Source organism: Demequina sp., assembly GCA_024707205.1.
In the GTDB taxonomy this organism is placed as follows: domain Bacteria; phylum Actinomycetota; class Actinomycetes; order Actinomycetales; family Demequinaceae; genus Demequina.
On record JANQAD010000001.1, the window covers coordinates 1,437,039 to 1,457,460 of the forward strand.

A 20,422-nucleotide genomic window follows, 5' to 3' on the forward strand; every position below is an offset into this window, starting at 1 on the left:
ACAAAAGGGAAGGACCCCCCCCTTGGCTGCCTCGCGCACCGCTACCGCCACTGACAACCGCACCGCTTCAAACCGCGTTTCCTTCGCGCAGATCTCCGAACCCATCGAGGTTCCAAATCTGATCGGTCTGCAGACCGAGAGCTTTGACTGGCTCCTGGGAAACACCGCCTGGAAGGCTCGCGTCGCCGCCGCCAAGAAGGCGGGCCGCAACGACGTTCCAGAGGTCGCCGGCCTCACCGAGATCTTCGAGGAGATCTCCCCGATCGAGGACTTTGGGCAGACGATGTCCCTGTCCTTCCAGGATCCGTACTTCGAGGAGCCCCGCCACACTCCCGACGAGTGCAAGGAGAAGGACTTCACCTTCGCCGCGCAGCTCTTCGTGACGGCGGAGTTCATGAACAACACCACGGGCGAGATCAAGTCGCAGACCGTGTTCATGGGTGACTTCCCGCTCATGACGGACCGCGGCACGTTCATCATCAACGGAACCGAGCGCGTCGTCGTGTCGCAGCTCGTCCGCTCGCCGGGCGTGTACTTCGAGCGCACCGCGGACAAGACGAGCGACAAGGACATCTTCACCGCGAAGATCATCCCCTCGCGCGGCGCATGGCTCGAGTTCGAGATCGACAAGCGCGACGCCGTCGGCGTCCGCGTGGACCGCAAGCGCAAGCAGTCGGTGACCCTGTTCCTCAAGGCGCTCGGCATGAGCGACGAGGAGATCGCCGAGGAGTTCAAGGACTTCCCTTCGGTGCTCGAGACGCTGTCCAAGGACACCGTTCACGGGCACGAGGAGGCGCTCGTAGACCTCTACCGCAAGCTGCGCCCGGGCGAGCCGCCAACGGTCGAGGCCGGCCAGAACCTGCTCGACAACTTCTACTTCAACCCCAAGCGCTACGACCTCGCGAAGGTGGGCCGCTTCAAGCTGAACAAGAAGCTCGGCGTCGGCAAGGAGCTCGGCGACTCTGTGCTTGGGCTCGACGACATCGTCGCGACCATCAAGTACATCTCCGCCGCGCACGCTGGCCACACGACGCTCGCCGCCAAGTCCGGTGACGTGCGCGTGGAGACCGACGACATCGACCACTTCGGCAACCGTCGCATCCGCGCCGTGGGCGAGCTCATCCAGAACCAGATCCGCACGGGCCTCTCCCGCATGGAGCGCGTTGTGCGTGAGCGCATGACTACGCAGGACGTCGAGGCGATCACGCCCCAGACGCTCATCAACACCCGTCCGGTCGTGGCCGCGATCCGTGAGTTCTTCGGTACGTCGCAGCTCTCGCAGTTCATGGACCAGAACAACCCGCTCGCGGGTCTGACCCACAAGCGTCGCCTCAGCGCGCTCGGCCCCGGCGGTCTCTCTCGCGACCGTGCGGGCATGGAGGTCCGTGACGTTCACCCGTCCCACTACGGCCGCATGTGCCCCATCGAGACCCCTGAAGGCCCCAACATCGGCCTCATCGGCTCGCTGGCGTCGTTCGGTCGCATCAACCCGCTCGGTTTCGTGGAGACCCCGTACCGCAAGGTCGTCAAGGGCAAGGTCACGGACCAGGTCGACTACCTCACGGCCGATGACGAGGACCACTTCGTCATCGCTCAGGCCAACGCGGCGCTCGACGCGAAGGGCTCCTTCTCGGAGGCCCGCGTGCTCGTCCGCTCCCGTGGCGGCGAGGTCGAGTTCGTGCCCGCAGAGGCCGTGGACTACATGGACGTCTCCCCGCGCCAGATGGTGTCGGTCGCGACGGCCCTGATCCCGTTCCTCGAGCACGACGACGCCAACCGCGCCCTCATGGGCGCGAACATGCAGCGCCAGGCCGTGCCGCTCGTCCGCTCCGAGGCGCCGCTCGTCGGCACCGGCATGGAGCGTCGGGCCGCCGTGGACGCCGGTGACGTTGTCATCGCCACCAAGGCTGGCGTCGTCACCGAGGTCTCCTCTGACCTCGTGACGGTCGCGAACGACGACGGCACCACCGGCTCGTACCGCATCGCCAAGTTCGAGCGCTCCAACCAGGGCACGAGCTACAACCAGCGGGTTGTCGTCGACGAGGGTGACCGCGTCGAGGTCGGCTCCGTGATCGCCGACGGCCCGGCCACCGACAACGGTGACCTCGCCTTGGGCAAGAACCTGCTCGTGGCCTTCATGTGCTGGGAGGGTCACAACTACGAGGACGCGATCATCCTGTCGCAGCGACTCGTGCAGGACGACACCCTCTCCTCGATCCACATCGAGGAGCACGAGGTCGACGCCCGCGACACGAAGCTCGGCCCGGAAGAGATCACCCGCGACATCCCGAACGCCTCCGAAGAGGTCCTTGCGGACCTCGACGAGCGCGGCATCGTCCGCATCGGCGCGGAGGTTCGCGCCGGTGACGTCCTCGTCGGCAAGGTGACGCCGAAGGGCGAGACTGAGCTGACCCCTGAGGAGCGCCTGCTTCGCGCGATCTTCGGCGAGAAGGCGCGTGAGGTGCGCGACACCTCGCTCAAGGTGCCCCACGGCGAGTCCGGCACGGTCATCGGCGTGCGCGTCTTCACGGAGGAGGACGGCGACGACCTCCCCGCGGGCGTGAACCAGCTGGTGCGCGTGTACATCGCTCAGCGACGCAAGATCCAGGAGGGCGACAAGCTCGCCGGCCGCCACGGCAACAAGGGCGTCATCTCGACGATCCTGCCCGTGGAGGACATGCCGTTCCTCGCGGACGGCACGCCGGTCGACGTCATCCTCAACCCGCTCGGTGTGCCCGGACGCATGAACGTCGGCCAGGTGCTCGAGACCCACACGGGTTGGGTTGCCAAGAACGGCTGGGACGCGACGGGCGCCAAGGGCGAGTGGACCAAGAAGCTCCCCGCCGGCGCGGTCAAGTCGGAGCCCGGCACGCCGGTCGCGACCCCCGTGTTCGACGGCCTCGGCGAGGACGTTCTCGAGGGCCTGCGCGCCCACGTGAACCCCAACCGCGACGGCGACCGCCTCGTCGGCGACGACGGCAAGGCGCTCCTGTACGACGGCCGCTCCGGCGAGCCGTTCCCGGAGCCCGTATCCGTTGGCTACAAGTACATCCTGAAGCTCCACCACCTGGTGGACGACAAGATCCACGCCCGCTCCACTGGCCCGTACTCGATGATCACCCAGCAGCCGCTCGGTGGTAAGGCGCAGTTCGGCGGTCAGCGATTCGGCGAGATGGAGGTGTGGGCACTCGAGGCGTATGGCGCCGCCTACGCGCTCCAGGAGCTGCTCACCATCAAGTCCGACGACGTTCCCGGCCGCGTGAAGGTCTACGAGGCGATCGTCAAGGGCCAGAACATCCCCGACCCCGGCCTGCCAGAGTCGTTCAGGGTGCTCATGAAGGAGATGCAGTCGCTCTGCCTGAACGTCGAGGTGCTCGGCGTTGATGGCCACGTCATCGACATGCGCGAGACCGAGGAGGACGCCTACCAGGCGGCCGAATCGCTCGGCATTTCCCTGTCCAGCCGCCCCGATGCTTCCAGCGTCGACGAAATCTGACAAAGACTTAAGAAGAGGAATTCCTAAGAATGCTTGACGTCAACGAGTTCGGCGAACTGCGCATCGGCCTGGCGACCGCGGAGGAGATCCGCGAATGGTCGCACGGCGAGGTGAAGAAGCCTGAGACGATCAACTACCGCACCCTCAAGCCGGAGAAGGACGGTCTTTTCTGCGAGAAGATCTTCGGTCCCACCCGTGACTGGGAGTGCGGCTGCGGCAAGTACAAGCGTGTCCGCTACCGCGGCATCATCTGCGAGCGCTGCGGCGTCGAGGTGACCCGGTCCAAGGTGCGCCGCGAGCGCATGGGACACATCGAGCTTGCCGCTCCCGTCACCCACATCTGGTACTTCAAGGGCGTCCCGTCGCGCCTTGGCTACCTCCTTGACCTGGCGCCGAAGGACCTCGAGAAGGTCATCTACTTCGCCGCGTACATGGTCACCGAGGTGGACGAGGACGGCCGCCACGAGGACCTTCCGCAGCTCCGCAACGAGCTCGAGGTCGAGAAGAAGCGCATCGCGAATGCGCGCGACAACGACATCAACACCCGCGCCGAGAAGCTCGAGAAGGACATCGCCGAGCTTGAGGCCGAGGGTGCGAAGGCCGACGTCAAGCGCAAGGTCAAGGACGGCGCGGAGCGCGAGATGGCCAACATCCGCAAGCGCGCCGACGGCGAGATCGAGCGTCTCGATGCGGTCTTCGACCGCTTCGCGAACCTCAAGGTCCAGGACCTCGAGGGCGACGAGCTGCTCTACCGCGAGCTCTCGCGCCGCTACGGCTCCTACTTCAAGGGGTCGATGGGCGCGGAGGCCATCCAGAAGCGCCTTCAGGACTTTGACCTCGAGGCCGAGGCCGAGAGCCTGCGCGACATCATCGCCAACGGCCGTGGCCAGCGCAAGGTGCGTGCCCTCAAGCGCCTCAAGGTGGTCAACGCGTTCCTGACGACCACCAACAGCCCCGTTGGCATGGTCCTCGACGCCGTCCCGGTGATTCCGCCGGACCTGCGCCCCATGGTGCAGCTCGACGGTGGTCGCTTCGCCACGAGCGACCTGAACGACCTCTACCGCCGCGTCATCAACCGCAACAACCGCCTCAAGCGCCTGCTGGACCTCGGTGCCCCCGAGATCATCGTGAACAACGAGAAGCGCATGCTGCAGGAGGCCGTTGACGCGCTGTTCGACAACGGCCGTCGTGGCCGCCCTGTCACGGGACCCGGCAACCGTCCGCTGAAGTCGATCTCCGACATGCTCAAGGGCAAGCAGGGTCGCTTCCGTCAGAACCTGCTCGGCAAGCGCGTCGACTACTCCGGCCGTTCGGTCATCGTGGTCGGCCCGCAGCTGAAGCTGCACCAGTGCGGTCTGCCAAAGCAGATGGCGCTCGAGCTCTTCAAGCCCTTCGTCATGAAGCGCCTCGTCGAGCTCAACCACGCGCAGAACATCAAGTCCGCCAAGCGCATGGTGGAGCGCAGCCGCCCCGAGGTGTGGGACGTCCTCGAAGAGGTCATCACCGAGCACCCCGTGCTGCTGAACCGCGCCCCCACCCTGCACCGTCTCGGCATCCAGGCGTTCGAGCCTCAGCTGGTTGAGGGCAAGGCCATCCACCTGCACCCGCTCGTGTGTGGCGCCTTCAACGCCGACTTCGACGGCGACCAGATGGCCGTGCACCTTCCGCTGTCTGCGGAGGCGCAGGCGGAGGCCCGCATCCTGATGCTCTCGAGCAACAACATCCTCAAGCCGTCGGACGGCCGCCCGGTGACCATGCCCTCGCAGGACATGATCATCGGCCTGTACCACCTGACGCTTGCCAAGGATGGGGACAAGGGCGAGGGTCTCGCGTTCACGTCCGAGGCCGAGGCCATCATGGCCTTCGACGCCGGCCAGATCACGCTGGGCTCCAAGATCACCCTTCGTGTCGACGGCGAGACCGTTCCGCCCGTAGAGGTGGAGCTTCCCGCCGATCACGTCGAGGGCGAGCCGTTCCTCCTCGAGACGACGCTCGGTCGCTCGCTGTTCAACGGCCTGCTCCCGGTGACGTACCCGTACGTCAACCGCAACGTGGACAAGAAGGTGCTTGGCGACATCGTCAACACCCTCGCCGAGCGCTACCCCAAGGTCGAGGTTGCCGCCTCGCTTGACGCGCTCAAGTCCGCCGGCTTCCACTGGGCCACGCGCTCGGGTGTGACCATCGCCATCGGCGACGTCGCTACGCCCCCGAACAAGCAGCAGATCCTCGACCGCTACGAGGGTCTGGCCGCAAAGGTCCAGGACCAGTACGACACCGGTCTGATCACCGACGACGAGCGCCGCCAGGAGCTCATCGAGATCTGGACTCAGGCGACCAACGAGGTCGACCGCGCCATGCGGGAGAACTTCCCCGAGCACAACACGGTGTACACCATGGTGGGCTCCGGTGCTCGTGGAAACTGGATGCAGGTGCGTCAGATCGCCGGTATGCGCGGCCTCGTGGCGAACCCGAAGGGCGAGATCATCCCGCGCCCCATCAAGTCCAACTACCGCGAGGGCCTGTCGGTGCTCGAGTACTTCATCGCCACCCACGGTGCCCGCAAGGGTCTCGCGGACACGGCGCTGCGTACCGCTGACTCCGGCTACCTCACGCGTCGTCTCGTGGACGTGTCCCAGGACGTCATCGTGCGCGAGGAGGACTGCGGCACCGAACGCGGCCTCGCCATGCCGATCGTCGAGCCGGGTACCACCACCGAGCACGAGCGTGTGGCGACCTCCGTGTTTGCCCGCACCCTGGCGTCGGACGTTGCCGACGCCAAGGGGAACGTCATCGCGAAGGCCGGCTCGGACATCGGAGACGTGATCCTCGACGCGCTCATCTCCGCGGGCGTCACCGAGGTCAAGGTGCGTTCGGTGCTCACGTGTGAGTCCGCCGTCGGGACCTGTGCCAAGTGCTACGGCCGTTCGCTCGCCACCCGCGAGCTCGTCGACATCGGCGAGGCCGTCGGCATCATCGCCGCGCAGTCCATCGGCGAGCCCGGCACCCAGCTGACGATGCGTACGTTCCACACCGGTGGTGTGGCTTCGGCCGACGACATCACGCAGGGTCTGCCGCGTGTCCAGGAGCTCTTCGAGGCCCGCACCCCAAGGGTGAGGCCCCGATCTCCGAGGTCACCGGCGTGCTCAAGGTCGACGACTCTGAGGCGACCCGTCGCCTCGTGGTCACGCCCGACAACGGCGACGACCCCATCGAGTACCCCGTGACCAAGCGCGCGCGCCTCATCGTTCAGGACGGCGAGCACGTGGAGGTGGGCCAGCAGCTCATCGCCGGTGCCGTCGACCCGAAGAACGTGCTGCGCATCCTCGGCCCGCGTGCCACGCAGAAGCACCTTGTTGACGAGGTGCAGAACGTGTACCGCTCGCAGGGTGTCGAGATCCACGACAAGCACATCGAGGTCATCGTGCGGCAGATGCTGCGTCGCGTGACCGTGCTCGACTCCGGCGACACCTCGCTGCTGCCGGGAGAGCTCGTGGAGCGCTCGCGCTTCGAGGACGCCAACCGCGCAACGGTCACGGCAGGCGGCAAGCCCGCGTCGGCCCGTCCGGAGCTCATGGGCATCACGAAGGCGTCGCTCGCGACCGAGTCGTGGCTGTCCGCGGCCTCCTTCCAGGAGACCACGCGCGTGCTCACCGAGGCGGCCATGTCCGGCCGTTCGGACTCGCTGCTGGGCCTCAAGGAGAACGTCATCATCGGAAAGCTCATCCCCGCCGGTACGGGCCTTGCCCACTACCGCGGTGCGACCATCGAGCCCACCGAGGAGGCGAAGGCCAACCTCTTCCCGACCTTCGGGTACGAGGAGTGGGACGGCCAGTTCTTCTCCGAGGGCACCGGCGAGGCGGTTCGCCTCGAGGAGTTCGACTTCCCGCGCGACTAGTTCCCGCTGGATGCGCAAAGGCCCGGCCCTGGTTCTCCAGGTGCCGGGCCTTTCGCGTTGCACGGCCCGACGCTGCGGCTAGCTCCCCGCGGCCCTCACCATGGGTGGGGAGGTGAGGTCCTGGGTGATCCACAGCCGCTCAGTGGTCGAGTCGCTCGCGTCGAGATCCACGTCCCCGGACTCGGCGCCCACCGGGCAATAGACGAAAGCCGCGTCGGCCTCATCCACCGAGGCCCCCACTGTCGCCCGCCAGCAGCCGCCGAGGTTCGCGGGGAAGCTGAAGTCAAGGGGCAGGGGATCTGCCCCTGCTTCGGTGTCCGGCGGGAACACGTAGATCGGGCCGCCGGAGGCGTCGGAATCTGAGACGGTCACCGTCGGCAGGTCCACCGTGACGCATCCCAACTCGTCCGCCTCGTCCACCGGGCACCAGTCGCCATTGGCCGCCGCAAGCCCCACAGGTGCCGGAGTCCCCAAACTCGACGACGGCGTCGGGCTCGCATCAGGCACGGGCTCGAGGCCGAACTTCACCACCCACCACGCCACGCCCGCCACGCCGGCAAGAACGGCCAGCACGCCGACCCAGCCCACCCAAGGCCGCAAACCCCCGTTGGTTGCCATGCGCCCATTCAACCGTATGCCCGACGCTAGGGTTGGGTCATGCCCGCGCGTTCCGTCAAAGTTCCGGTTCGGTGGGGAGACCTCGACGCGTACGGCCACGTGAACAACGTCGCGATCTTGGGGCTGCTCGAGCAGGCGCGCGTGCAGGCGTTCTGGGACCCGGGCGCTCCCGTGCTGCCGCCCCTCGCCGCGGGCACGCCCGTGCAGGTGGTGGTGGCGGACGCCCACGTCACCTATCGGCGCGCCATTCCGTACGTGCAGGCTGTCGACGTCGCCGTGACGGTGCCGCGGATCGGCGGGGCGAGCTTCGTGATCGAGTACGAGATCACGCTCAACGGCGAGGTCGCGGTGACTGCGACGACCACCTTGGCGCTCATCGACGTCGCCACGTGGAGGCCCTTGCGCCTCGACGCGGAGCAGCGCGAGCGGCTCTCCGCGTTCGCTCCAGGGCCGATGCCGTAGAATAGGTGAGCCGGAAACTTCGGTGAGCTAAGCGTCGGGCGTGCTAGCACGCGCCCATTACTTTGACGTTCAGGCGCGTCGCGGGTATCGTAGATACTCGTGCCCGCGCCGTCGGGCTCTCGCGCGCGCCCTCGCCGGTGCGCCACCACCAAGGTGCGACACGCCCGGGCGCGGGGGTCGTACACACGACAGATTTGCAACACATACGAACACGGAGAAGTAGTGCCTACGATTCAGCAGCTGGTCAGGAAGGGTCGCCACCCCAAGGCGTCCAAGACCAAGACCCCGGCCCTTCAGGGCAGCCCGCAGCGCCGTGGCGTGTGCACGCGTGTGTACACGACCACGCCGAAGAAGCCGAACTCGGCGCTTCGCAAGGTCGCGCGCGTGCGCCTCTCGCACGGCGTTGAGGTCACGGCCTACATCCCCGGTGAGGGCCACAACCTGCAGGAGCACTCGATCGTGCTCGTCCGCGGCGGTCGTGTGAAGGACCTCCCCGGTGTGCGCTACAAGATCGTGCGCGGCTCGCTCGACACGCAGGGCGTGAAGAACCGCAAGCAGGCTCGCAGCCGCTACGGCGCGAAGAGGGAGAAGAAGTAATGCCTCGCAAGGGACCGGCGCCTCGTCGTCCGATCATCAACGACCCGGTGTACGGCGCCCCCGTCGTCACCCAGCTCATCAACAAGGTGCTGCTCGATGGCAAGCGCTCCGTGGCTGAGGCCATCGTGTACGGCGCCCTTGAGGGTGTTCGCGAGAAGTCGGGGCAGGACCCCGTCGTCGTGCTCAAGCGCGCGCTCGACAACATCCGCCCCGCGCTCGAGGTGAAGAGCCGCCGCGTCGGTGGCGCCACCTACCAGGTGCCGGTCGACGTTCGCCCCATTCGCGCGACGACCCTCGCGCTGCGCTGGCTCGTCGACTTCGCGCGCAAGCGTCGCGAGAAGACGATGACCGAGCGCCTCATGAACGAGATCCTCGACGCCTCCAACGGCCTTGGCGCCGCTGTGAAGCGTCGCGAGGACATGCACAAGATGGCCGAGTCGAACAAGGCGTTCGCGCACTACCGCTGGTAGTCGCCGCCTCGTTCGACTTACCGAACAACTTTAGGAGAACCCCCAGTGGCACAGGACGTGCTGACGGACCTCAAGAAGGTCCGCAACATCGGCATCATGGCGCACATCGACGCCGGCAAGACCACCACGACCGAGCGCATCCTGTTCTACACGGGTGTCAACTACAAGATCGGTGAAACCCACGACGGTGCGTCGACGACGGACTGGATGGAGCAGGAGCAGGAGCGTGGCATCACGATCACGTCCGCTGCTGTGACGTGCTTCTGGGCCAACAACCAGATCAACATCATCGACACCCCCGGTCACGTGGACTTCACGGTCGAGGTGGAGCGTTCGCTCCGCGTGCTCGATGGCGCCGTTGCCGTGTTCGACGGCAAGGAGGGCGTTGAGCCCCAGTCGGAGACCGTGTGGCGTCAGGCCGACAAGTACGACGTGCCGCGCATCTGCTTCGTCAACAAGATGGACAAGCTGGGCGCGGACTTCTACTTCACCGTCGACACCATCAAGTCTCGCCTTGGCGCACGTCCGCTCGTCATCCAGCTGCCCATCGGCGCTGAGAACGACTTCGTGGGCGTCGTCGACCTCGTCGAGATGCGCGCCCTCGTGTGGCCCGGCGACGCCAAGGGCGACGTGACCATGGGCGCCAAGTACGAGATCGAGGCCATTCCTGCGGACATGCAGGCGAAGGCCGAGGAGTACCGCGCCGAGCTCATCGAGGCCATTGCCGAGTCGAGCGACGAGCTGCTGGAGAAGTACCTCGGCGGCGAGGAGCTCACGGTTGAGGAGATCAAGGCGGGCATCCGCAAGATGGTCATCGCCTCCGAGATCTACCCCGTGCTGTGTGGCTCCGCGTTCAAGAACCGTGGCGTCCAGCCCATGCTCGACGCGGTCGTGGACTACCTGCCGTCGCCGCTCGACGTTCCGGCGATCGAGGCGCACGACCCCCACGACGCCGAGAAGGTCATCGAGCGCCACGCCGACGCCGCGGAGCCTTTCTCCGCTCTCGCCTTCAAGATCGTCGCGCACCCGTTCTTCGGCCGTCTGACGTACATCCGCGTCTACTCGGGTCACCTCGAGTCCGGCGCGCAGGTCGTCAATGCGACCAAGGGCAAGAAGGAGCGCATCGGCAAGATCTTCCAGATGCACGCCAACAAGGAGAACCCGGTCGACTCCGTGACCGCCGGCCACATCTACGCGGTCATCGGTCTCAAGGACACCACCACTGGTGACACCCTGTCGGACTCCGCGCACCAGGTCGTGCTCGAGTCGATGACCTTCCCTGAGCCCGTCATCTCGGTCGCGGTTGAGCCCAAGACCAAGGGCGACCAGGAGAAGATGTCGACGGCCATCCAGAAGCTCGCCGAAGAGGACCCCACGTTCCGCGTGCGCCTCGACGAGGAGACTGGCCAGACCATCATCTCCGGCATGGGCGAGCTGCACCTCGACATCATCGTCGACCGCATGAAGCGCGAGTTCAAGGTCGACGCCAACGTCGGCAAGCCGCAGGTCGCGTACCGCGAGACCATTCGCAACAAGGTCGACAAGCACGACTACACGCACAAGAAGCAGACGGGTGGCTCCGGCCAGTTCGCCAAGGTGCAGATCTCGCTCGAGCCGCTTGCTGCCGATTCCGAGGTTCAGTACGAGTTCGTGAACGCCGTCACCGGTGGTCGCGTGCCGCGCGAGTACATCCCGTCTGTCGACGCCGGTATGCAGGACGCGATGCAGGTTGGCGTTCTCGCCGGCTACCCCATGGTGGGCATCAAGGCCACGCTGCTCGACGGTGCGTACCACGAGGTCGACTCGTCCGAAATGGCGTTCAAGATCGCCGGCTCGATGGCCTTCAAGGAGGCCGCGCGCAAGGCGAACCCCGCGCTGCTCGAGCCGATCATGGCCGTCGAGGTCCGTACGCCCGAGGAGTACATGGGCGACGTCATCGGCGACCTCAACTCGCGCCGTGGCCAGATCCGTTCCATGACGGATGCTGCGGGCGTGAAGGTTATCGATTCTTTGGTGCCGCTGTCCGAGATGTTCGGCTACGTCGGCGACCTGCGTTCCAAGACGCAGGGTCGCGCGGTGTACTCGATGCAGTTCGACAGCTACGCCGAGGTTCCTCGCAACGTTGCCGAGGAGATCATCGCAAAGACCCGGGGCGAGTAGTCCCACCGGTTGAAAACAAGAAACAATAACGACCAGTAGGATTGACGCCCCGTAGGCGCCACAAACTACCCGAGTCTCAGAACAGAGAAATTCCAGGAGGAACCCATCATGGGCAAGGCCAAGTTCGAGCGGACCAAGCCGCACGTGAACATCGGCACCATCGGCCACGTTGACCACGGCAAGACCACGCTGACTGCCGCGATCTCCAAGGTGCTGCACGACAAGTACCCGGACCTCAACCCCTTCACGCCTTTCGAGGACATCGACAAGGCTCCCGAGGAGCGCGAGCGCGGTATCACCATCAACATCGCCCACATCGAGTACGAGACCGAGAAGCGTCACTACGCTCACGTGGACGCCCCCGGCCACGCCGACTACATCAAGAACATGATCACCGGTGCCGCTCAGATGGACGGCGCGATCCTCGTGGTCGCGGCGACCGACGGCCCGATGGCCCAGACGCGTGAGCACGTGCTGCTCGCCCGCCAGGTTGGTGTTCCCTACCTCCTCGTGGCCCTCAACAAGTCCGACATGGTCGATGACGAGGAGATCCTCGAGCTCGTCGAGATCGAGGTGCGCGAGCTCCTCTCCTCGCAGGGCTTCGACGGCGACAACGCCCCCGTTGTGCGCGTGTCCGCCCTCAAGGCGCTCGAGGGTGACCCCGAGTGGACCAAGACGGTCCAGGACCTCATGGACGCCGTGGACGAGAACGTCCCCGAGCCCGTCCGTGACATGGACAAGCCCTTCCTCATGCCGATCGAGGACGTCTTCACGATCACCGGTCGTGGCACCGTCGTCACCGGCAAGGTGGAGCGCGGCAAGCTGAAGATCAACTCGGAGGTCGAGATCCTCGGCATCCGCGAGCCGCAGAAGACGATCGTCACCGGCATCGAGATGTTCCACAAGAGCATGGACGAGGCGTGGGCCGGCGAGAACTGCGGTCTGCTTCTCCGTGGCACCAAGCGCGAGGACGTGGAGCGCGGCCAGGTTGTGGTTCAGCCCGGCACCACCACGCCCCACACGCAGTTCGAGGGCAAGGTCTACATCCTGGACAAGTCCGAGGGTGGCCGCCACAACCCCTTCTACACGAACTACCGCCCGCAGTTCTACATCCGCACCACGGACGTGACCGGCGTGATCTCGCTGCCCGAGGGCACCGACATGGTCATGCCCGGTGACACCACCGAGATGACGGTTGAGCTCATCCAGCCCATCGCGCTGGAAGAGGGCCAGGGCTTCGCGATCCGTGAGGGTGGCCGCACCGTCGGCTCCGGCACGGTGACCAAGATCCTCAAGTAACTTCCCGTTACTGACGCGCGAGGGCTCCCGGCTTAGGCCGGGGGCCCTCGTTGCGTTTGTCATCCTGCGCGCAGTCGCAGGACCCCCGTGTAGCTTGTCATCCCGCGGCCGCGGAGCGGATCGCAGGACCGGCCATCGTACCCGACGCTGTGGTAGCGTCCGATTTGTCGGTTACGACCGGCACGGGGGACCCAAGGGGGGTCTCGCGGACATTCATGTAAAGGGGGCGTAATGTCATTGCGACACACACGCACATATCGCACAGGGGGGGGCGTGCTCACTGGCGCCGCGGTCCTGTGTTAGTTGGGCTTGACGCCGGCGTCGGCCGACGAGCCGGATCCGCTTGACGCGGTTGCCGCCATAGCGCCAACGGTGTTCACGGACGCAATCGTTGTGGAGACCGACGAGGTGACCGCAGTCGACCAGGTAGATGTGGTGGTTCCTTCGGACCCAACGGACGGTATCTCGCTCGACGCGCAAGGATCCGGTGTTTTCAGCATCGGCTTGCCATTCGCCGACGATGCCCGACTGGTCCCTGACGGCGAGCACCCGTACTTCGACAACGGCAACGGCAGTTCCACGGTGCCGCTGGTCAAGGACGACGGCACCGTCCAAATTCTGACCACGATCGACAACTCGGACGCGCCGTCAAGCTTCTCCTCCCAGCTTGACCTCCCCGCAGGGGCAACTCTCACGCTCACCCGCAATGGTGGGGCCAAAGTGGTCACCGACAACGGCGTTGTCACCGCGACAATCGCTGCCCCGTGGGCACTCGACGCGCGCGGTCGTGCCGTCGAGACCCACTACGCAGTCGTGGGCCAGACCCTCGTCCAGGTACTTGACTTTGACTCGGACACCGTGTTTCCCGTCGTTGCTGATCCCAAGGTCACGAGTGGAATCATCTCGGGCACTTCGTACTACAACAAAGCCGAAACTAAGTCGATCGCGCAGGCACAGACGACGGGCGTAATCGCAGCTTGCATCGCGGCGGGTGCCGCCGGCGGCCCAATTGTGGCTGCTGTCGTCGGAGTGAAGTGCGCCACCGTGGTGGTTCCCATGCAGTACACCGCGAATCTCGCGGTGAACAGCAACAAATGTCTCGCGATGAAGATCTACTACGGTACGACTATCCTGACGTTCAGCACGTACTCGGGAGGTAACTGCAAATGACAAGCGAGAGACCGTCACCCCCGCCGTATCGTGGGCTTCATGTTCGGCCACTCTTCCAAGGTCCTCTGAAGGCTTGTGTCACGAGCGTGTTGGTTCTTGCCACGATCGTGGGACTGGCAACGGCATTACAGGGCTCGTCGGTGGGGAACGCTATCGCCACCGCGGCTGGCCTCCTCCTCTTCGGTTGGGTCATCATGCTCCAGCGCCGAGAATACGTTCGACGCGGATTGAGGTGGCCCGCGTAGTGCACGAAGGGATGCGACACCACCGAGATGACGGTTGACCTCGTCCAGCCCATCGCGCTGGAAGAGGGCCAGGGCTTCGCGATCCGTGAGGGTGGCCGCACCGTCGGCTCCGGCACGGTGACCAAGATCCTCAAGTAACTCCCCGTTACTGACGCGCGAGGGCTCCCGGCTTAGGCCGGGGGCCCTCGTTGCGTTTGGGGCCATCCTGCGACCGCGAAGCGGATCGCAGGACCCCCGCGCGGGTTCCTGACGGACGATCGCCCCGGTGGTCCATCACGAAGCAACAAGGGTAGGTCCCTGACGGACGGATGGAGCATTCTCCCGCAACTGCGGGCAGCCGGCCGCGGCCTCGGGCGGAACGCAAGCCCCCGCGGCCTCCGCCCGACGCTGTGCTAGCGTCACGTTTGTCGGCTTTGGTCGACCTTTGGGGACTCTACGAGCCAGCGGCTCAGGAGCGGGGGTATTCAGGTGACCATTTTCGGCATCGCGTTGAGCCTTGCCCTTTGTCTGATCTCGGCAACGCTTCAGAACATCTTGCCGTTGCGGGGATTCGTCTGGCGGCAGGAACATGGGCGGCCGATCATGGCGGCGCAAGGGGTGATGACGCTGGTGCTCGTTGCCGGGCTCTTGTGGAGTGCGGAAACTGAGTTCGCGGCGCTGCTCATGGCCGGGTGGCTCGGCGGTCTCGTCATCGGGTTCCTCATAGCGGCGTTGCGTTCGCTGCGCTCTGGAGAGCCCGGCGGACAGGTGGCCGCATCTTCGGCTCCGGCGCGGTGACCAAGATCCTGAACTAACGTCGCTTGCTGACGCGAGGTCCCCAAGCTGCGGCCGACGACCTCGTTGCGGTTGGGGTCGTCCCGCGGACGCGAAGCGGATAGCAGGACCCGCCGAGTGGCCCGGTGTACGTTGGCGCCAAGCAACAAAGGGGGTCGTGATGGACGCCGAGACGTGGCGCAGGTTCGCGAATCAGGCGGGGCTGTGGTTGCTAACGGTATTCGCGGCGTACGGGGCGTTGTTCTACGCGGGTCTCGCCATGCCGTCGCTGCCGATGGCGCTGCTCACGGTGGCGATCGGATGGGTCGGCACCTGGGTTGCGCTCAGGATCAACCCCACCTACTACGATCGCAATCGCGCCACACGCGAGCAGCGCACCAACTGATACCGGCGTCGGGCATGCCCGACGCCTCGGTGCCTCAAGAGGGGGAGCCATGATTCGCGGCCTGTTGGGCGGTTCGTTCTGGGTCCGCGCCGCCATCGACGCGTGCATCACCGTGCTTTGTGCCTTCGCCGTCCAGGGCTTCATGTACACGATCGGCCATCCATGGCCGTCGGACAAGCTGCTGTGGGTGGCGGTCCTGACATGGCTGGTGACGGAGTTCAAGCGCCTTGCCGACGTCGTCTCCAAGCGAAGGGGCGCGGCGGGCGCTGACTGACACCAGCGTCGGGCATGCCGACGCTGTGGTCACCCTGAGCGCCCGACCCGCGGTTTGCGCACGCACGCCCGTTCTGGCACAATATTCAGGTTGCCCTTTTGGGCGGCCACCACTCACCCACGAATCGCCGTGAAAAACCGGCTGGGGTGTGCGCGCGTCGATGATGCGCGACACGCCCGAGCGCGGGGGTCGGGGGTGAGGACCACAGCTTTACGAGAGAAAAGGCAGGCACGCCATGGCGGGACAGAAGATCCGCATTCGGCTGAAGAGCTATGACCACGAGGTCATCGACTCTTCCGCCCGCAAGATCGTCGAGACGGTCACGCGCGCTGGTGCGTCGGTGGTGGGCCCCGTCCCGCTGCCCACGGAGAAGAACGTGTTCGTTGTCATCCGTTCTCCCCACAAGTACAAGGACTCCCGCGAGCAGTTCGAGATGCGCACCCACAAGCGCCTCATCGACATCGTGGACCCCACGCCCAAGGCTGTCGACTCGCTCATGCGTCTCGACCTGCCCGCGGACGTGAACATCGAGATCAAGCTCTAAGCCCGTAAGGACTACATCACCATGACTACCACTTCCAATGCCCAGCGCGCCGTGACGGCGCTGCTCGGTACGAAGCTGGGCATGACTCAGGTGTGGGACGAGGCTGGCCGGATTGTTCCGGTCACCGCCGTCCAGGTTGACACCAACGTCGTGACCCAGGTGCGGAACGCAGACCGCGACGGCTACGAGGCCGTGCAGCTCGCGTTCGGCGCTGTCGACCCGCGCCGCGTGACCAAGCCGCTCGTGGGCCACTTCGAGGCCGCCGGCGTCACGCCGCGTCGCCACGTTGCGGAGGTTCGCACCTCCAACGCGGCCGACTACTCGCTCGGCCAGGAGATCGCTGCGGACGTGTTCGAGGCCGGCCAGAAGGTCGACGTCACGGGCACCACCAAGGGAAAGGGCACCGCGGGTGTCATGAAGCGCCACGGCTTCAAGGGCGTCAGCGCCTCCCACGGTTCGCACCGCAACCACCGCAAGCCGGGCTCCATCGGTGGCGCGTCCACGCCTTCCCGCGTGTTCCGCGGCCTCAAGATGGCCGGCCGCATGGGCAACGAGCGCCGCACAATCCAGAACCTCACGATCCACTCGGTTGACGCCGAGAAGGGCCTCGTGCTGATCAAGGGCGCCGTCCCCGGCGCCAAGGGCGGGATCGTGCTGATCCGCTCCGCCGTGAAGGGTGCGTGATCTCCATGGCTGAACTCACGATCGACGTGGTCGACGCGAAGGGCAAGAAGACCGGCACCGCCGACCTTCCCGCCGACATCTTCGACGTTGACGCCAACGTCCCCCTGATCCACCAGGTTGTCGTGGCGCAGCGTGCGGCCGCCCGCCAGGGCACGCACTCGACCAAGACGCGTGGCGAGGTCTCCGGCGGTGGCCGCAAGCCGTACAAGCAGAAGGGCACCGGCCGCGCCCGTCAGGGCTCGATCCGTGCGCCCCAGTTCGCCGGCGGTGGCACCGTTCACGGTCCCCAGCCGCGCGACTACTCGCAGCGCACCCCCAAGAAGATGAAGGTCGCCGCCCTCCGCGGTGCCCTCTCCGACCGGGCCCGCGCCGGCCGCGTGCACGTCCTCAAGGACGTCGTCGCCGGTGACGTGCCCTCCACCAAGTCCGCCCTCGCCGCGATCAGTGCCCTCACGGCCGGTCGCAGCGCCCTCGTGGTGCTCGAGCGCTCCGACGCGGTCGCCTGGAAGTCGCTGCGCAACGCGGCCGACGTCCACGTGCTCGCTGTGGACCAGCTCAACACCTACGACGTGCTCGTGAACGACGACACCGTGTTCACGGCCGGCGCGCTCGAGGCTTTCGTTGCCGGTCCCGCGAAGGGCAAGTCCGCGAAGGCCGTCGCGACCGAGTCCGAGGTCGAGGAGGCCTGAGATGACGCAGATCAACAAGAACCCCCGCGACGTTCTCATCCGACCCATCGTGTCGGAGAAGAGCTACTCGCTCATGGACGAGGGCAAGTACACCTTTGAGGTGGCTCCGGGCTCCAACAAGACCGAGATCAAGATCGCGGTCGAGAAGGTCTTCGGTGTGAAGGTCCAGTCCGTGAACACCATCAACCGCAAGGGCAAGGTTCGCCGCACCCGCTTCGGAATGGGCAAGCGCAAGGACGTCAAGCGCGCCATCGTCACCCTCGGTGCCGGTGAGACCCTCGACATCTTCGGCCAGGTTGGCTAGGTAAGGAACAGACATGGCTATTCGCAAGTACAAGCCGACGACGCCGGGCCGCCGTGGCTCGTCCGTCGCCGACTTCGTCGAGGTCACCCGTTCGGAGCCCGAGAAGTCGCTGACCCGCCCGCTGCCCAAGAAGGGTGGCCGCAACAACACCGGTCGCATCACCACCCGTCACCAGGGTGGCGGCCACAAGCGCGCCTACCGCGTGATCGACTTCCGTCGTCACGACAAGGACGGCGTGCCCGCGACCGTTGCGCACATCGAGTACGACCCCAACCGCACGGCGCGCATCGCCCTTCTGCACTACGCGGACGGCGAGAAGCGCTACATCATCGCCCCCGACAAGCTCGGCCAGGGCGACCGCGTTGAGGCCGCCCCGGTGCCGACATCAAGCCCGGCAACAACTTGCCGCTGCGCAACATCCCCACCGGTACGGTCATCCACGCGATCGAGCTCAAGCCGGGCGGCGGCGCGAAGATCGCCCGCTCCGCCGGTGCGTCGGTGCAGCTCGTCGCCAAGGACGGCCCCTACGCCCAGCTGCGCATGCCGTCGGGCGAGATCCGCAACGTCGACGCGCGCTGCCGCGCCACGATCGGCGAGGTTGGCAACTCCGAGCAGTCCAACATCAACTGGGGCAAGGCCGGCCGTATGCGCTGGAAGGGCAAGCGTCCTACCGTGCGTGGCGTCGTCATGAACCCGGTGGACCACCCCCACGGTGGTGGTGAGGGCAAGACCTCCGGTGGTCGCCACCCGGTCAGCCCGTGGGGCAAGCCCGAGGGCCGCACCCGCCGTCCCAACAAGGAAAGCGACAAGCTCATCGTGCGTCGCCGCAAGACCGGCAAGAACAAGCGATAGGGAGCCCTGTTATGCCACGCAGTCTGAAGAAGGGCCCCTTCGTCGACGACCACCTGCAGAAGAAGGTGGACGTTCAGAACGAGGCCGGTACCAAGAACGTCATCAAGACCTGGAGCCGTCGGTCGGTCATCACGCCCGACTTCCTGGGTCACACCTTTGCCGTGCACGACGGCCGCAAGCACGTCCCGGTGTTCGTCACCGAGTCGATGGTCGGCCACAAGCTGGGCGAGTTCGCCCCCACGCGCACGTTCAAGGGCCACGTCAAGGACGACCGCAAGGGCCGCCGCTAGGCGCCCGCGCGAGAGAAATAGGAGTCAGATATGGAAGCCAAGGCGCAGACGCGGTACCTCCGCGTGACCGCCCAGAAGGCTCGCCGCGTCGTGAACCTGGTCCGTGGTCAGAACGCTCTCGAGGCAGCCACCGCGCTGAAGTTCCAGCCGCAGGCCGTCGCGACCGACGTGCGCAAGCTCATTGAGTCCGCCGTCGCCAACGCGCGTGTCAAGGCCGACGCTGCCGGCGAGCGCTTTGACGAGCGTGACCTGGTCATCAAGGAGATCTTCGTTGATGAGGGACCGACCATGAAGCGCATCCAGCCGCGCGCTCAGGGCCGTGCCAACCAGATCCTGAAGCGTTCGAGCCACATCACTGTTGTCGTCGCGACCCCGGTCGCCGTCAAGGAAGGGGCCAAGTAATGGGTCAGAAGGTCAACCCCCACGGCTACCGCCTGGGCATCACGACCGACCACCGTTCGCGCTGGTTCGCCGACTCGACCAAGAAGGGCGAGCGCTACCGCGACTACGTGGACGAGGACGTCAAGATCCGTCAGCTCATGGCCAAGGGCCTCGAGCGTGCCGGCGTGTCCAAGGTGGAGATCGAGCGCACCCGCGAGCGCGTGCGCGTGGACCTCCACACCGCGCGTCCCGGCATCGTCATCGGTCGCCGCGGCGCCGAGGCGGACAAGCTGCGCGCGAGCCTCGAGAAGCTCACGGGCAAGCAGGTTCAGCTCAACATCCTCGAGGTCAAGAACGCCGAGATGGACGCTCAGCTCGTTGCCCAGGGCATCGCCGAGCAGCTCGCTTCGCGCGTCTCTTTCCGTCGTGCCATGCGCAAGGGCATCCAGTCCGCGCTTCGCGCCGGTGCCAAGGGCATTCGCGTGCAGTGCTCCGGCCGCCTTGGCGGCGCTGAGATGTCGCGCTCCGAGTTCTACCGCGAGGGTCGCGTGCCGTTGCACACGCTCCGCGCGAACATCGACTACGGCTTCTTTGAGGCCCGCACCACGTTCGGCCAGATCGGCGTGAAGGTGTGGATCTACAAGGGCGACATGACCGAGAAGGAGTGGGCTGCCGAGCAGGCCAAGGCCCCGCGCCCGCAGCGCACGGGCCGTGGCGAGCGTGGCGACCGTCCCGCTGGCCGTGGCGCTCCCCGTCGCGACTCCGCTCCCCGTGCCGACGAGGCCCCCGTGGCCGAGGTCGCCGCGGCCGACGCTGGCAAGGAGGGCTAAGCC

20 protein-coding genes and 2 pseudogenes are annotated in these 20,422 nt (G+C 66.1%); 21 read left to right on the top strand and 1 reads right to left on the bottom strand.

Annotated features, from left to right (window positions below):
• Positions 1-22 precede the first annotated feature (22 nt).
• The 3 genes from rpoB to NVV57_07385 are packed head-to-tail and all read left to right on the top strand — an operon-like array spanning position 23 to position 7,391.
• On the top strand, positions 23-3,496 hold the full coding sequence (gene rpoB / locus NVV57_07375) for a DNA-directed RNA polymerase subunit beta (protein MCR6712511.1): 3,474 nt from the start codon (positions 23-25) through the stop codon (positions 3,494-3,496).
• Positions 3,497-3,525: 29 nt separating this feature from the next.
• Positions 3,526-6,720 carry a DNA-directed RNA polymerase subunit beta' gene (locus NVV57_07380; protein ID MCR6712512.1) on the top strand — a complete coding sequence of 1,065 codons (3,195 nt, stop codon included), beginning with the start codon at positions 3,526-3,528 and terminating at the stop codon, positions 6,718-6,720.
• On the top strand, positions 6,636-7,391 hold the full coding sequence (locus NVV57_07385; GenBank protein MCR6712513.1) for a hypothetical protein: 756 nt from the start codon (positions 6,636-6,638) through the stop codon (positions 7,389-7,391). Before NVV57_07380 ends, NVV57_07385 begins: the two co-directional genes overlap by 85 nt.
• A 78-nt stretch (positions 7,392-7,469) precedes the next feature.
• Here the strand turns inward: NVV57_07385 and NVV57_07390 are convergent, their stop codons facing one another.
• Positions 7,470-8,009, bottom strand: a complete 540-nt coding sequence (locus NVV57_07390) for a hypothetical protein (protein ID MCR6712514.1) — start codon at positions 8,007-8,009, stop codon at positions 7,470-7,472.
• Between the two features lie 39 nt (positions 8,010-8,048).
• On the opposite strand from NVV57_07390, the gene NVV57_07395 reads away from it, so the two are divergent.
• The 18 genes and pseudogenes from NVV57_07395 to rpsC all read left to right on the top strand — a co-directional run bounded on the left by NVV57_07395 (position 8,049) and on the right by rpsC (position 20,419).
• Positions 8,049-8,471, top strand: a complete 423-nt coding sequence (locus NVV57_07395) for an acyl-CoA thioesterase (GenBank protein ID MCR6712515.1) — start codon at positions 8,049-8,051, stop codon at positions 8,469-8,471.
• Positions 8,472-8,693: 222 nt separating this feature from the next.
• The gene (rpsL, locus tag NVV57_07400) at positions 8,694-9,068 is read left to right on the top strand and encodes a 30S ribosomal protein S12 (protein ID MCR6712516.1); all 375 of its coding nucleotides are present in this window, start codon (positions 8,694-8,696) and stop codon (positions 9,066-9,068) included.
• The gene (gene rpsG, locus NVV57_07405; protein MCR6712517.1) at positions 9,068-9,538 is read left to right on the top strand and encodes a 30S ribosomal protein S7; all 471 of its coding nucleotides are present in this window, start codon (positions 9,068-9,070) and stop codon (positions 9,536-9,538) included. Before rpsL ends, rpsG begins: the two co-directional genes overlap by 1 nt.
• A 45-nt stretch (positions 9,539-9,583) precedes the next feature.
• A complete protein-coding gene (fusA, locus tag NVV57_07410) occupies positions 9,584-11,698 on the top strand; it encodes an elongation factor G (protein MCR6712518.1) in 2,115 nt (704 codons plus the stop codon).
• Positions 11,699-11,806: 108 nt separating this feature from the next.
• A complete protein-coding gene (gene tuf, locus NVV57_07415) occupies positions 11,807-12,997 on the top strand; it encodes an elongation factor Tu (protein MCR6712519.1) in 1,191 nt (396 codons plus the stop codon).
• A 309-nt stretch (positions 12,998-13,306) separates the two neighbouring features.
• A complete protein-coding gene (locus NVV57_07420) occupies positions 13,307-14,167 on the top strand; it encodes a hypothetical protein (GenBank protein ID MCR6712520.1) in 861 nt (286 codons plus the stop codon).
• A 260-nt stretch (positions 14,168-14,427) separates the two neighbouring features.
• Positions 14,428-14,550: pseudogene (locus tag NVV57_07425) on the top strand (elongation factor Tu).
• A 444-nt stretch (positions 14,551-14,994) separates the two neighbouring features.
• Positions 14,995-15,189 carry a hypothetical protein gene (locus NVV57_07430; protein MCR6712521.1) on the top strand — a complete coding sequence of 65 codons (195 nt, stop codon included), beginning with the start codon at positions 14,995-14,997 and terminating at the stop codon, positions 15,187-15,189.
• Positions 15,190-15,346: 157 nt separating this feature from the next.
• Positions 15,347-15,571, top strand: coding sequence for a hypothetical protein (locus NVV57_07435; GenBank protein MCR6712522.1), 225 nt, complete (start codon positions 15,347-15,349; stop codon positions 15,569-15,571).
• Between the two features lie 49 nt (positions 15,572-15,620).
• The gene (locus tag NVV57_07440; protein ID MCR6712523.1) at positions 15,621-15,845 is read left to right on the top strand and encodes a hypothetical protein; all 225 of its coding nucleotides are present in this window, start codon (positions 15,621-15,623) and stop codon (positions 15,843-15,845) included.
• A 235-nt stretch (positions 15,846-16,080) separates the two neighbouring features.
• Positions 16,081-16,389 carry a 30S ribosomal protein S10 gene (gene rpsJ / locus NVV57_07445; protein MCR6712524.1) on the top strand — a complete coding sequence of 103 codons (309 nt, stop codon included), beginning with the start codon at positions 16,081-16,083 and terminating at the stop codon, positions 16,387-16,389.
• Positions 16,390-16,410: 21 nt separating this feature from the next.
• Positions 16,411-17,073 carry a 50S ribosomal protein L3 gene (gene rplC, locus NVV57_07450; protein MCR6712525.1) on the top strand — a complete coding sequence of 221 codons (663 nt, stop codon included), beginning with the start codon at positions 16,411-16,413 and terminating at the stop codon, positions 17,071-17,073.
• Positions 17,074-17,078: 5 nt separating this feature from the next.
• Positions 17,079-17,762, top strand: coding sequence for a 50S ribosomal protein L4 (rplD, locus tag NVV57_07455; GenBank protein ID MCR6712526.1), 684 nt, complete (start codon positions 17,079-17,081; stop codon positions 17,760-17,762).
• A 1-nt stretch (position 17,763) separates the two neighbouring features.
• Positions 17,764-18,066, top strand: coding sequence for a 50S ribosomal protein L23 (rplW, locus tag NVV57_07460; GenBank protein ID MCR6712527.1), 303 nt, complete (start codon positions 17,764-17,766; stop codon positions 18,064-18,066).
• Positions 18,067-18,079: 13 nt separating this feature from the next.
• Positions 18,080-18,918 (top strand): annotated as a pseudogene (gene rplB, locus NVV57_07465) (50S ribosomal protein L2).
• A gap of 11 nt (positions 18,919-18,929) precedes the next feature.
• The gene (rpsS, locus tag NVV57_07470) at positions 18,930-19,208 is read left to right on the top strand and encodes a 30S ribosomal protein S19 (protein ID MCR6712528.1); all 279 of its coding nucleotides are present in this window, start codon (positions 18,930-18,932) and stop codon (positions 19,206-19,208) included.
• Between the two features lie 30 nt (positions 19,209-19,238).
• Positions 19,239-19,610: a 50S ribosomal protein L22 gene (rplV, locus tag NVV57_07475; GenBank protein ID MCR6712529.1), complete on the top strand. Its 372-nt coding sequence runs from the start codon at positions 19,239-19,241 to the stop codon at positions 19,608-19,610.
• Positions 19,610-20,419 (top strand): 30S ribosomal protein S3, encoded by an 810-nt coding sequence (rpsC, locus tag NVV57_07480; protein MCR6712530.1) that lies wholly within the window; start codon positions 19,610-19,612, stop codon positions 20,417-20,419. Before rplV ends, rpsC begins: the two co-directional genes overlap by 1 nt.
• Positions 20,420-20,422 lie beyond the last annotated feature (3 nt).

Bases quoted from the DNA above. Each gene is read 5' to 3' on its own strand.
- NVV57_07395 (MCR6712515.1), top strand. From the start codon at position 8,049: ATGCCCGCGCGTTCCGTCAAAGTTCCGGTTCGGTGGGGAGACCTCGAC.
- rpsJ (MCR6712524.1), top strand. From the start codon at position 16,081: ATGGCGGGACAGAAGATCCGCATTCGGCTGAAGAGCTATGACCACGAG.
- rplD (MCR6712526.1), top strand. From the start codon at position 17,079: ATGGCTGAACTCACGATCGACGTGGTCGACGCGAAGGGCAAGAAGACC.
- tuf (MCR6712519.1), top strand. From the start codon at position 11,807: ATGGGCAAGGCCAAGTTCGAGCGGACCAAGCCGCACGTGAACATCGGC.
- rpsG (MCR6712517.1), top strand. From the start codon at position 9,068: ATGCCTCGCAAGGGACCGGCGCCTCGTCGTCCGATCATCAACGACCCG.
- rpsS (MCR6712528.1), top strand. From the start codon at position 18,930: ATGCCACGCAGTCTGAAGAAGGGCCCCTTCGTCGACGACCACCTGCAG.
- rplV (MCR6712529.1), top strand. From the start codon at position 19,239: ATGGAAGCCAAGGCGCAGACGCGGTACCTCCGCGTGACCGCCCAGAAG.
- NVV57_07380 (MCR6712512.1), top strand. From the start codon at position 3,526: ATGCTTGACGTCAACGAGTTCGGCGAACTGCGCATCGGCCTGGCGACC.
- NVV57_07390 (MCR6712514.1), bottom strand. From the start codon at position 8,009: ATGGCAACCAACGGGGGTTTGCGGCCTTGGGTGGGCTGGGTCGGCGTG.
- NVV57_07435 (MCR6712522.1), top strand. From the start codon at position 15,347: ATGGACGCCGAGACGTGGCGCAGGTTCGCGAATCAGGCGGGGCTGTGG.
- NVV57_07440 (MCR6712523.1), top strand. From the start codon at position 15,621: ATGATTCGCGGCCTGTTGGGCGGTTCGTTCTGGGTCCGCGCCGCCATC.
- rplW (MCR6712527.1), top strand. From the start codon at position 17,764: ATGACGCAGATCAACAAGAACCCCCGCGACGTTCTCATCCGACCCATC.
- NVV57_07430 (MCR6712521.1), top strand. From the start codon at position 14,995: ATGGCGGCGCAAGGGGTGATGACGCTGGTGCTCGTTGCCGGGCTCTTG.
- rplC (MCR6712525.1), top strand. From the start codon at position 16,411: ATGACTACCACTTCCAATGCCCAGCGCGCCGTGACGGCGCTGCTCGGT.
- rpsC (MCR6712530.1), top strand. From the start codon at position 19,610: ATGGGTCAGAAGGTCAACCCCCACGGCTACCGCCTGGGCATCACGACC.